Source organism: Marseilla massiliensis (genome assembly GCF_016899855.1).
GTDB lineage: Bacteria > Bacteroidota > Bacteroidia > Bacteroidales > Bacteroidaceae > Prevotella.
The window spans coordinates 1-11,467 of the sequence record NZ_JACJJG010000080.1 but is presented as its reverse complement, the minus strand read 5'-3'; the positions used below and the strand labels follow the sequence as shown (position 1 = coordinate 11,467).

Genomic DNA, 11,467 nt, shown 5'->3' with positions numbered 1-11,467 from the left:
TTGTCTTAACTCCTTAACTTCCTAACTCCTTAACTCCATAAAGTAAACGATTTAATTAGTCTTATACTCATACTTCACCTCTGCCAGCTCCTTGTTGGCCTTCTCGATTTTGGCTCCCAGTCCTGCTTTATAGTCGGCAAGGCGGGCAGCTATGTCGTCGTCGGCAAGGGCGAGCATTTCAGTTGCGAGGATGGCGGCGTTCATTGCGCCGTTCACTCCGACTGTCGCAACGGGTATTCCGGGAGGCATCTGTATTATGCTGAGCATGGCGTCGAGGCCGTCGAGCATGCCTTTGATTGGCACTCCGATTACCGGTAGTGTGGTAGATGCGGCGATAACGCCCGGCAGGGCGGCTGCCATGCCGGCACCGGCGATGATGACTTTAATGCCACGCGACTTGGCTTCCTTGGCAAACTGTTCAACGGCGTCGGGCGTACGGTGAGCCGACAGGGCGTTGACTTCAAACGGAATGTGCATGTCATTGAGGAAGTTGCACGCCTTCTCCATGACGGGCAGGTCGCTCGTGCTGCCCATGATGATACTTACTAAAGGTTTCATAATATCTTGTGTTATTAGTTTATTGGATAAGCCAAATAGGCCTTATGAGCCTAATTAGCCGATTGACGAACCTTAACTTATTGGGCTTATCTGCCTAATTAGCCGAATAATGAGCCTTAACTCATTGGCCTTATCGGCCTATTTGCCAACTTATATACTCTTATGTTATTGGCCTTATCGGGCCTATCAGTCCCATCCGCCCTATTCTAAAATACCAATACTGCCACAAAGGCGCACACTACTCCGACGAGATAGCCAATCACCACCTGGTGCAACGAGTGCTGTCGAAGAATCATGCGGCAAGTGCCGAGCAGGCCGGCAATGAGCAGTACCACGCACAACCACCACACAGGATTGAACCCGAAGATAAGCGAGAAGGCCAGCAAGGCCCCCGTTACGCCGCCGATGGCTGCCGTGTGGGTGGATATCTTGACGAAAAGGTTGACAAGAGCGCACACCACCTGTATTACGAGTGACGCTATCAGGATGGTGCCGAGGAAGTGGGGAACGTGGGCGGCCACCATGATATAATAGCACAACAGATAGGAAACGATGGATATCACGTAAGGTATTACGCGGCGCTCGCGGCTGGCCAGCTCGAAGAGCGACCATCCCTGGTAGCGGCGGTAAAGGCGGATGAGCATTGTGGGGACAAATACGGTGAACATCCAGAACGTGAACAGCAGGAACAGCTTGTACGTCAATGGCAACAAGCTGAGGTAAGTCAGCGTAAGCAGGCTGACAAGTCCCAACAGTGGAAGGTAGAACGGGGTGAACACTACGCTCAGAACCTTTGCCGCAAGAATTATCTGTTTCTCTCTCATTTCTTCCTAAGTCTGGCCACGGGTATGCCCATCTGCTCGCGGTACTTGGCTATGGTGCGCCGCGCTACGGGGTATCCCTTTGAGGCCATCATGTTCTTTATGGCGTCGTCGCTCAGCGGGTTGCCCTTGTCCTCGTTGTCTATTATATCCTTGAGGGCGGCCTTCACCTTGCGGGTTGACATCTCCTCGCCGCCTTCGGTCTTTACGCTGTCGCTGAAGAAGTGGCGCAACTTGAACGTGCCCCAGCGCGTCTGGGCGTACTTCATGTTGCTGACGCGCGACACGGTCGATATGTCAAGCCCCGCCTTTTCGGCCACGTCCTTGAGTATCATGGGCTTGAGGTCGCTCTCGTCGCCGTCGAGAAAGTACTTCTTCTGTATGTCGACGATGGCTTTCATGGTGACGTACAAGGTATGCTGGCGCTGCTTCACGGCGTCGATGAATCCCCTGGCGCGCTCCACTTTCTCCTTGGCGTAGAGCAGGGCTTCCTTCTCGTGGCGGTTCATCTTGCCCTTGTCCTTGCGGTAACGGTCAATCATGTCAGCAAAAGACGGCGACACGTACAGTTCGGGTATGTTGCCGTTGTTGATGGTGAAGGTTACGTTGCCGTCGTCAGACGTGTCCACTATGAAGTCGGGCGTTATCTGCTGGACGTTGCGCCCCTCGGTCTCGCCGAGCGCCGAACCGGGCTTCGGGTTGAGCTTGAGCAGTTCGGCATGCACAGCCTTGGCCGTTCCGTCGTCGAGGCCGAGCTGCGTTTTTATCTTGTCCCACCGCTTGTTCATGAACTCGTCATAGCATTTCGTTATGACGTCGTCCATCCTCTGCCGCATGTCCGACCGCGGGCGGCGCCTGATTTGCAGCAGCAGGCACTCCCGCAGGTCGCGGGCGCCAATGCCGGCGGGGTCGAATGTCTGCAACGTATGCAGCACAGCCTCTATTTCTGTCTCGTCAGTGTCAATGTTATGGTATATGGCCAGTTCGTCGGCCAGCGTGCCGATGTCTTTGCGCAGCAGGCCGTCGCCGTCGAGCGAGCCTATGAGGTACTCCATTATCTCATGTTGGCGAGGCGTCAGTTCGACGTCGACCATCTGCTCCTTCAGGCGGTCGTAGAACGACACTTGGTCGCCGTATGTCATCTCCTCGTAGTCGGCGCTCTGGTTGTCGGCAGCCTGTGGCGACACGGGCTCGGGCATTTCGTCGTCCATACCAATGCCGGCAAGGGCGTCGTCGAGCGCCGCCTCGCGGTCCTCACGCTCCGAGGCGGTGTCAAAATCCTCGTCGGCGTCGCCTTCAGGAGTCTCGGTTCTCACGTCGTCAGGCTCGTGGTCTGTGTCCTGTCCGCCGCTTTCAAGGGCGGGATTGTCGTCTATTTCCGTGGCAACACTCTGCTCCAGCTCGGTCAGCGGCATTTCGAGCATGCGCACGACAAGCATTTGCTGCTGGGTGAGCCGCTGCGTCTGCACCTGCTTCTGCGTCTGGGTTTGTATGAGTTTCTGTGCCATAACGCTGCAAAATTACTATTTTTCCCGGAAGTGGAGAAGGAAAACGCATATATTTTTCGCCTTTACGCCCATAACCGCGGCATACCGCCAGCCAGCCGGAAACAAGGCTGCGGCACACGCCGTGGCGGCAGGCGCGACGCCCGTCGGCAACAAAACGCACGTTCGTTTATGGCAGGTCTATAACCGCCTGATAATCAATGGCATTATAAAAGGCCGTCTTTCGCGACATGAAAGACGGCCTTTTGGCGTGCGGTTGACGGCCTTTTGGAAAGCAAAATGCCGCCTTTTATTCCAGAACCAGTGTTTACCTTAATTGGAAACAGATGATGAATAAGCGTCAAGCTTCTTAAGATAGAAGTCCTTGAAGTCGCTCCAGTGGTAATACGGAGCGAGGTCCGATGGCAGCGGCAGCGTTGCCTCGTTCTCGTTGAGCAGCACTTTTACGAGCACGTCGCCGTCTTTCGCGTCCTTACGGAAGAACACAAGCTGGATGTTCGCGCCCATAGGGAATATGCGGTAGTTCACCCATCCGCGCTCTTCAAGCTGCCCGAGGTCGCCCGTGGAGAGGCCGTAGCCGTTGATGTCGAGCAGGCACGTAAGCGGCAACACCATCGTTTCGTGGCCGAAGCGCAGCGTGGCGCCGGGATGTTCGAGGGCGATGCAGCTGTCGGCCTCGTGTATGATGTTGCGCAGAAGGTTGCGTTGCGAGAATGGTTGGGTAGCCCCGTTCAGCGTACAGGCGCCGTAGCCGATGTACCACGAGGCGTTGTCGGCCTGCCAGAAGCCGTACAGTTCGTCGTCGGTGAATATGTCATACAGCGTCATCTCTTCGCCGAGCGGCGAGCTCTGGACGTTCGACGCCAGCTTGAACAGGCGGCGGGCGAGGTCGAGTGTGTCAACCTCGTACTTCACGTAAGCCTCGTCGTTGAACAGCCTTTGCATCAAGGGCATGCACCTTACGCGGCCTGCGCAATACTCGTTCCACGCCACCACGGCCCTGCGCGGCGTCTTCTTTGCCGACAGCGCCCGGTCGCTAAGGTTCATGTAGTACATGTCGTGCTCGCTCGCATCGTGCTTGATGACGAGCTTCGGGTTAAGGCGGAGCAGCTCCTGGAGCTCGTTCTCCATCGAGAGTATGCACCGGATAACCACCGTACTCTTTGCGTCTACGGTGACATCGCCCTTGAACACCTCGGGAAAACGCCCGTACATCCTGCGCGCTATCTGCCTGTGCTGCTCGGCGCCGAGCGGCGTCAGCTCACCAAGACGCCCCTTGGCTTCCTCCTTCAGCAGGCGCGCGCGGCGCAAGACGTCGGCTCCCAGAGGCGTCAGCTTGCCCATACTGTCGGCCCGGGCAAGCACTTTTACCGGCACGTCGTACTCATCCTGGCCTATCAGGTACCGCGAGCCGTGGCGCCCGTAGTGGCTGATATAGAACGGACGGTAGCCCTTCGGCGCGGGCGTGAGGCGCTCTTGCGACGGTCCGGGATAGGCAAGGTGGTTGCTGCCCGACAAGCATTTATTTTCCGAAATCTCTTGCTTTACTTGTTGGCCGGCAACAGTAAGCGTAACCGCCAAGGCCAACATAAGTGTAAACAGTTTGTTCATAATATTGCAATTGAAATGTTAAAATTGATACAAAGATAGTGAAATATGCTTATTTTCGCCATCCCCGATGCAAATTTATGTATATTTGCAGTATTATAAGAACGGGAACTGAGTAACATTAACGATAATAAACAGATTTATTTAAACGCTTGAATATATATGGTTGTAACTCTACGTTTACATTGATAGGATTACGCCTTATGCTATCAATAAACCAGAAGAAATAGATTGAACAAGATGAACAGAAACAGTAAAAACAGGTATGACCAGACTGATGAGTCTGAGGTTTTCAAGCACAAGAGCTTCATGGCCGCTAAAAACCGCAAAAGGTTCGCCAAGATTATGAAGGTTGTGCTTTACGCATTGGCAATATTTATCATTGCCGCATGCATCTTTGCTTATTTCTTTGACAAGTAGCTTTAACGGCCGTACGCGTGATGCGTATCGGCAAACGAAAACCAAAAACGCAGGGGAACCAGGCTGCCGCAACAACATCAAGCGGCAAGCGTGGTTCCCCTGCAGTCCGTTCAGGCCGGCTTCCGGCATGCGACCTGACGGCACGATACGGCCCCGCAATGAACATTCATTACGGGGCCGCGAGTAAAACTAAACCTATCGAAGACGACGGACACCACCACTCTACGCGGCAGAATCCGCCTTTTTGTCAGCTATTACTGTTTATTCTTCAACAGAGAAGTCTTCCTTTCCTACGCCACAAAGAGGGCAAACCCAATCTTCGGGCAGGTCTTCAAAGGCTGTTCCGGGAGCTACGCCGTTATCCGGATCGCCTACTTCAGGGTCATATACATAACCACAAGTCTCACAAACATACTTTTTCATAATCTTGATCCTTTTAATTGTTAATATTATTCTTGTCCAAACATTCTACGGGACATGCCCGTACGTTCTTATATTATATGCCTCAAACGGCACTCACTACGTCCTTCCGTCACCTGAGCCGTAACCCATCACCCCACAAAAGGCATGCATCCGCCATCAGCCGGCACGCTTTCCGCACAGCACAAGGTCAACCCTGGCCACGATTTCCTCCGGCGGAATGCTCTTCATGCACATAAAGTCGCCACGCAGGCAGGGCTTGTTGCCGAAGATACTGCACGGCCGGCAGGGCATATCCGCCTGCACAACATTGTCCATTCCCTGTCCCCATCCCATGAATCCGGCGTAAGGATGGGTAGCGCCCCACACGCTAACTACCGGCGTTCCTACGATTGACGCCATGTGCATGTTGGCGCTGTCCATCGAAATCATCACGTCGAGATGGCTCATGAGGATAAGTTCGCTGCCTATGCCGCCCAAAAGTGCCGAAGCGTTAACGCACCGGTCGAACTTCGCGCTCCACTCATTCAGGGCGGCAGTCTCCTTCTCGCCGCCGCCGAAAAGGAACAGGCGGCAACCCGGATGGCGGTTTATTATCTGCCGTACGGCTTTCTCCATTAGCCCGAGAGGGTATATCTTGCCCTCATGGGCAGCAAAGGGCGCAATGCCGATCCACTCTTCTCCCGAGGCCTTGGCTATGTTGAACGAGGCCGGCAAGCGGCTCATGTCGCCGCCCTCGGGCGGGAATATCGAGCGGAAATCTATCTTGACGGGATATCCCAAGCGTGCCAACACGTCGACATAATTGTCGAACGACGTGGGCAGAGGCGACAGGCGCTTGCCCGACTGGCTGACGAGCAGCTTGCGTTCGGAGCGATGCTTGTCGATGTGGGACACCTTATAGCGGTCGATGTTGAAGCGCATCCGCAGGTAGTCCGACCGCAACACGCTGTGGAAGTCGGCTATTGCGGTGAAGTTCTTTGCCGTAAGACGGCGGTAGAGGGCGTTCAATCCTTTCACCCCGTAATACTCGTTCTTGAGGTCGGCCTCCATGAATCCAACGTTCTGCGGCATGTACTCGAAGAACGGACGGGCAAAAGGGCGGCTAAGCATGGTTATCCTTACGTCGGGATACTGCCGCGCGAGCGAGTCGATTACGGGCACGGTCATTGCCACGTCGCCCAGCGCCGAGAACCTTATTATCAGTATGTGTTCTGTCCTCATTTATCCTTACGCGCGTAAAGAACGGGGTTAGTCGCCGGGTCGTTATACATTTTCATCTGCCGGTACACCTTCATGTACTTCCGTCCGGCAGCAATATCGTCGAGCAACTGGCAGATGGCGGTGCCAAGGTCTTGCTGCTGCTGCATGAGAACATCCAGCTTGGCTGCACACTTGGCACGGTGGTCGGCGTCGGCATCGGTACGTTCTGCCTGCTCGCGCATGTGATAAATCTTGAGCGCGAGGATTGAAAGGCGGTCAATGGCCCACGCCGGGCTTTCGGTGTTTATTGTCGCTCCGGGCTGTACCACCACGTCCTTGTACTCGTCACGCAGGCGCGAGTCGATGTCTTCTACAAGGTCCGTGCGGTCCTGGTTGCTACGGTCGATGCGGCGTTTAAGGGCAAGTGCGGCCACGGGATCAATCTGCGGGTCGCGTATGATGTCCTCAAGGTGCCACTGTACGGTGTCAATCCAACACTTGCGGTACAGGCAGCCGTCCATCGTGCCGTCGCCATAGGGGTTGTCCATAGGGGCGTCAACGTTATCGGCAAGATGATAATCGGCTATGGCCTTGTTGAATATCTGGTTGCATTTGTCTGTAAACGTCATTACATTATGTTTTTATCTAAGATTAAACAAAGTCGGTTTCAAGTCTACAAAGATAATAATTATAATTCTTACCGCCAACCGAAACGGGATATTTTTATTACTTTTGCAGAAATATTCGGAAGTTATAGAAGTTAAAGAATTCATTTCAATGAGTTGAGGAGTTATGTTCAAGGAGTTAACTCCTTTTACTCCCTAACTCCTTGAAACAATAATTAAAAACAATGAAAATAGTTATCGACGACAAGATTCCATACATCCGCGAGTCAATAGGAATGATTACCGACAACGCGGTGTACAAGAAAGGCAGCGCGATAGGGCCCGACGACGTGCGTGATGCCGACGCCCTTATAGTGCGCACGCGCACCCGCTGCGACGAGGCTCTGCTCCGCGGAAGCAGCGTAAAGTTCATTGCGACGGCCACGATAGGCTTCGACCATATCGACGCAGACTACCTCAGGCGCGCCGGGATAGAGTGGATGAGCTGTCCGGGGTGCAACGCCGCCTCGGTGGCACAGTACGTACGGTCGGTGCTTCTGCTGCTGAAACGCGACCGCAGAGTACGCCTTGAAGGCATGACGCTTGGCATAGTGGGCTGCGGACACGTAGGGACGAAAGTGCTCGACATGGCCCGCGGCTACGGCATGCGTGTGCTCGTATGCGACCCGCCACGACAAGAGAGGGGCGACGAAGGGGCGTTCGTTACGATGGACGACATCGAGCGCGAGTGCGACATCATAACATTCCACGTGCCGCTTACAAAGAACGGGGCGCATCCGACGTTCCACCTGGCAGACGAAGCGTTCTTCAACCGCCTCGCACGACGCCCAGTAATAATCAACACGAGCCGCGGCGCCGTGGTTGACAACGGGGCACTGCTCAACGCCCTAATATATAATAAGGTGGAAGATGCCGTTATCGACACGTGGGAACACGAGCCTGACATCGACCCCAAACTGCTCGGGAGGGCATGGATTGCCACCCCTCACATAGCAGGATACAGCGCCGACGGCAAGGTAAACGCCGACAACATGGTGATTGACGGGCTATGCCGCCACTTCGGCCTGCGCCGCCCGCCGCTCATTGGGCCGCCACCACTGCCACGGACGTTCGTCCCTGCCGGCAATGACGACGACCTGCGACTGCAACTCTACAACCCGCTTGACGACAGCGCAAGGCTGAAAGCCTCGCCGGAAGACTTTGAAGAGCTGCGCGGCAACTATCCGCTCAGGCGTGAAATGGTATAGACCCGAAATACGCCCGGGCACAGAACGAAATGTAATATACGGTCTTTTGGAATGCAAAAGACCGTATATTACAGCCTGAAATGCCGTCTTTTACAAGCCAAAAGACGGCATTTTACAAACCCTTGAATATCAAGTCATTACGTCATGAGGCGCAAAGCGCCGCACAACGGCTGCCCCACCCCGCCACGCACGACGCCCATCACGCAAGGCCACAACCACACCCTAAAGCATGACAAAACACGCAAAAATATACCGCCAACAATTATCATATTGACAAAAAACATGCACACATAGCGTATATGTGTGCAAAATAAAACACATTTTTGTTTAAAAAATTTGCACATACGGATAAAAATTCGTTCCTTTGCACCGATTTTTGAGATTTGACTATTATTACAAACTTTTTTAAAACATTACAATCATGTCAGAAATTGAATCTAAAGTAAAGGCTATTATCGTAGAGAAACTTGGTGTTGACGAGGCTGAAGTAAAGCCCGAAGCAAGCTTTACAAACGACCTTGGCGCTGACTCTCTTGACACAGTAGAGCTCATCATGGAGTTCGAAAAAGAGTTCAACATCTCTATTCCGGACGACAAGGCTGAGACAATAGCTACCGTAGGTGACGCAATCAGCTACATCGAGGAGAACGTAAAATAATCATTCCGACAATATCTAAATGGAATTGAAGAGAGTAGTAGTAACGGGTCTGGGCGCTGTAACGCCGGTGGGCAACACTGTCGAGGAGACATGGAAGAACCTGCTTGAGGGCGTAAGCGGCGCAGCACCCATTACACAGTTCGACTGCTCCAAGTTCAAGACCCAGTTCGCGTGCGAAGTCAAGAACCTCAACGTCAACGAATGGATTGACCGCAAGGAGGCACGCAAGATGGACCGCTACACCCAGCTGGCTCTCGTCAGCGCCGCACAGGCGGTAAAGGACAGCGGCATGGACTTGGAAAAAGAGGACAAGAACCGCATCGGAGTAATCTTCGGCGTAGGTATCGGCGGTATAAAGACCTTCGAGGACGAAGTGTCCTACTACGCGCTGAACAAGGAGAACGGCCCCAAGTTCAACCCGTTCTTCATCCCGAAGATGATCAGCGACATAGCTGCCGGCCAGATCTCAATCCATTACGGATTCCGCGGCCCTAACTATGCGACAACCTCCGCCTGCGCGTCATCGACAAACGCACTGGCCGATGCGTTCAACCTTATCCGCTTGGGTAAGGCCAACGCCATAGTCAGCGGCGGCGCCGAAGCAGCCGTTTGCGCTTGTGGCGTGGGTGGCTTCAACGCCATGCATGCCCTCTCTACACGCAACGACGACCCGGCTAAGGCCTCACGTCCGTTCAGCGCAAGCCGCGACGGCTTCGTCATAGCGGAAGGAGCAGGATGTCTTATCCTCGAAGAATTGGAACACGCGAAGGCTCGCGGAGCCAAAATCTACGCCGAGATGGTTGGCGAAGGCGAGAGTGCCGACGCATACCACATCACCGCATCGCATCCCGAAGGCCTCGGAGCGAAGCTCGTGATGAAGGCTGCCCTGGAGGACGCAGGCATGAAGCCTGAAGACATCGACTACATCAACGTGCACGGAACATCGACACCCGTAGGCGACATCTCCGAGGCTAAGGCCATAAAGGAAGTGTTCGGCGACGCGGCTTACAAGCTCAACATCAGCTCTACGAAGTCAATGACCGGCCACCTGCTCGGCGCAGCCGGAGCCGTAGAGGCCATGGTGAGCGTTCTGTCGGTTCAGAACGACATCATCCCGCCCACAATCAACCACGACGAGGACGACAAGGACGAGGAGATTGACTATAATCTGAACTTCACTTTCAATAAGGCACAAAAGCGCACAGTGCGCGCCGCAATGAGCAATACATTCGGATTCGGCGGACACAATGCGTGCGTTATCTTCAAGAAATATGATGATTAACAACTTTATTGATAAGATAAAGCTCCCTTTCCGCAAGGAAAAGGAGCTTTATTATTCTTTATACGGCATAATCGGATTCTACCCGCACAACATCAACTACTACAAACAGGCCCTCATGCACCGTAGCGTCACCCGACGCAACGCCAAGGGGCGTCCCGTCAACAACGAGCGCCTCGAATTCCTGGGCGACGCCATTCTCGATGCCATCGTAGGCGACATAGTGTTCCGCCACTTTGAAGGCAAGCGCGAAGGATTCCTTACCACCACACGAAGCAAGATTGTACAGCGAGAGACTCTTAACCGCCTGGCTCACGAAATAGGCGTAAGCCAGCTCATCGTGTCGAACGGACACACTTCCTCCCACAACAGCTACATGGAAGGAAATGCGTTCGAGGCCCTCGTAGGAGCCATCTACCTCGACCGCGGATACGGAGCGTGCATGCGCTTTATGCAGAAACGCATACTGTCGCAGCTCATCAACCTGGACAAGGTTGCGTACAAGGAGGTGAACTTCAAGAGCAAACTCATAGAATGGTGCCAGAAGAACAGGGTGAAGCTTGACTTCAACCTAATCGAGCAAAAGCGCGACAAGAACAACAGCCCGGTGTTCGTCTGCCAAGCCATCATAGAGGGAATAGAGGGCGGAATGGGCCAAGGCTACTCAAAAAAGGAGAGCCAGCAGATGGCAAGTAAGCTGACACTACAAAGCCTGAGGCGCAAACCGCAGTTCATCGACGCCGTGTTCGCCGCCAAGACCGAGCGCACGAAGATGGAAGAGGAGCCGGTAGAAACAGTGCCCGACGTTGAAGCCAAGGAAGACTTCATCATCACCTCTGACGCTGAAACGGCGCAGGAGACAACACAAACTACCGCCGCCGATAATGCGGGAAATGAAGAACCGAAAGCCGGAAACGGACTGAAGGAGAATGAAACTGACGAGTTCGACCTCTCCGACATCAAGGCGTTTGCCGACAAAATGTCAAAAGAAGACATCGTAGCGGCAGCCGAAGCAGCCGCGTTCGGAGAGAAATGAATTTCTTTTAGTAGTTAAAAGTAGTTAGAGAAGTTATCGCTCGCTTACCGCTCGCTGAGTAGTTAAAGTCAAATGCTATACTTGCC

The 11,467-nt window shown here is 53.8% G+C and carries 12 protein-coding genes; 5 read left to right on the top strand and 7 right to left on the bottom strand.

What is annotated here, in order from left to right; translation table 11 throughout:
* Positions 1 to 51 precede the first annotated feature (51 nt).
* From purE to H6A34_RS11205, 4 genes are all read right to left on the bottom strand, one after another.
* Positions 52 to 558: a 5-(carboxyamino)imidazole ribonucleotide mutase gene (gene purE / locus H6A34_RS11220; RefSeq protein WP_021949467.1), complete on the bottom strand. Its 507-nt coding sequence runs from the start codon at positions 556 to 558 to the stop codon at positions 52 to 54.
* A gap of 206 nt (positions 559 to 764) precedes the next feature.
* Positions 765 to 1,382 (bottom strand): hypothetical protein, encoded by a 618-nt coding sequence (locus H6A34_RS11215; protein ID WP_021949466.1) that lies wholly within the window; start codon positions 1,380 to 1,382, stop codon positions 765 to 767.
* The gene (gene rpoN, locus H6A34_RS11210; protein WP_205105587.1) at positions 1,379 to 2,887 is read right to left on the bottom strand and encodes an RNA polymerase factor sigma-54; all 1,509 of its coding nucleotides are present in this window, start codon (positions 2,885 to 2,887) and stop codon (positions 1,379 to 1,381) included. The genes H6A34_RS11215 and rpoN overlap by 4 nt, the downstream gene beginning before the upstream one ends.
* A 309-nt stretch (positions 2,888 to 3,196) precedes the next feature.
* Entirely contained in the window at positions 3,197 to 4,495 is a 1,299-nt protein-coding gene (locus H6A34_RS11205) for a histidine-type phosphatase (protein WP_205105586.1), read from the bottom strand.
* A gap of 237 nt (positions 4,496 to 4,732) precedes the next feature.
* Between H6A34_RS11205 and H6A34_RS11200 the strand changes: the two genes are divergently transcribed.
* Positions 4,733 to 4,912, top strand: a complete 180-nt coding sequence (locus H6A34_RS11200) for a hypothetical protein (RefSeq protein WP_021949463.1) — start codon at positions 4,733 to 4,735, stop codon at positions 4,910 to 4,912.
* A 261-nt stretch (positions 4,913 to 5,173) separates the two neighbouring features.
* Here H6A34_RS11200 and rd read toward each other — a convergent pair whose 3' ends face one another.
* From rd to H6A34_RS11185, 3 genes are all read right to left on the bottom strand, one after another.
* The gene (rd, locus tag H6A34_RS11195) at positions 5,174 to 5,335 is read right to left on the bottom strand and encodes a rubredoxin (RefSeq protein ID WP_021949462.1); all 162 of its coding nucleotides are present in this window, start codon (positions 5,333 to 5,335) and stop codon (positions 5,174 to 5,176) included.
* Between the two features lie 156 nt (positions 5,336 to 5,491).
* Positions 5,492 to 6,556: a glycosyltransferase family 9 protein gene (locus H6A34_RS11190; protein ID WP_021949461.1), complete on the bottom strand. Its 1,065-nt coding sequence runs from the start codon at positions 6,554 to 6,556 to the stop codon at positions 5,492 to 5,494.
* Entirely contained in the window at positions 6,553 to 7,164 is a 612-nt protein-coding gene (locus H6A34_RS11185) for a DUF4254 domain-containing protein (RefSeq protein ID WP_021949460.1), read from the bottom strand. Before H6A34_RS11185 ends, H6A34_RS11190 begins: the two co-directional genes overlap by 4 nt.
* 221 nt (positions 7,165 to 7,385) lie before the next feature.
* On the opposite strand from H6A34_RS11185, the gene pdxB reads away from it, so the two are divergent.
* From pdxB to rnc, 4 genes are all read left to right on the top strand, one after another.
* Positions 7,386 to 8,408: a 4-phosphoerythronate dehydrogenase PdxB gene (pdxB, locus tag H6A34_RS11180; protein ID WP_205105585.1), complete on the top strand. Its 1,023-nt coding sequence runs from the start codon at positions 7,386 to 7,388 to the stop codon at positions 8,406 to 8,408.
* Positions 8,409 to 8,829: 421 nt separating this feature from the next.
* The gene (locus H6A34_RS11175; protein WP_021949458.1) at positions 8,830 to 9,066 is read left to right on the top strand and encodes an acyl carrier protein; all 237 of its coding nucleotides are present in this window, start codon (positions 8,830 to 8,832) and stop codon (positions 9,064 to 9,066) included.
* A gap of 19 nt (positions 9,067 to 9,085) precedes the next feature.
* Positions 9,086 to 10,348, top strand: a complete 1,263-nt coding sequence (gene fabF / locus H6A34_RS11170; RefSeq protein ID WP_205105584.1) for a beta-ketoacyl-ACP synthase II — start codon at positions 9,086 to 9,088, stop codon at positions 10,346 to 10,348.
* A complete protein-coding gene (rnc, locus tag H6A34_RS11165) occupies positions 10,341 to 11,381 on the top strand; it encodes a ribonuclease III (RefSeq protein WP_021949456.1) in 1,041 nt (346 codons plus the stop codon). Before fabF ends, rnc begins: the two co-directional genes overlap by 8 nt.
* The last annotated feature ends 86 nt before the right edge of the window (positions 11,382 to 11,467 follow it).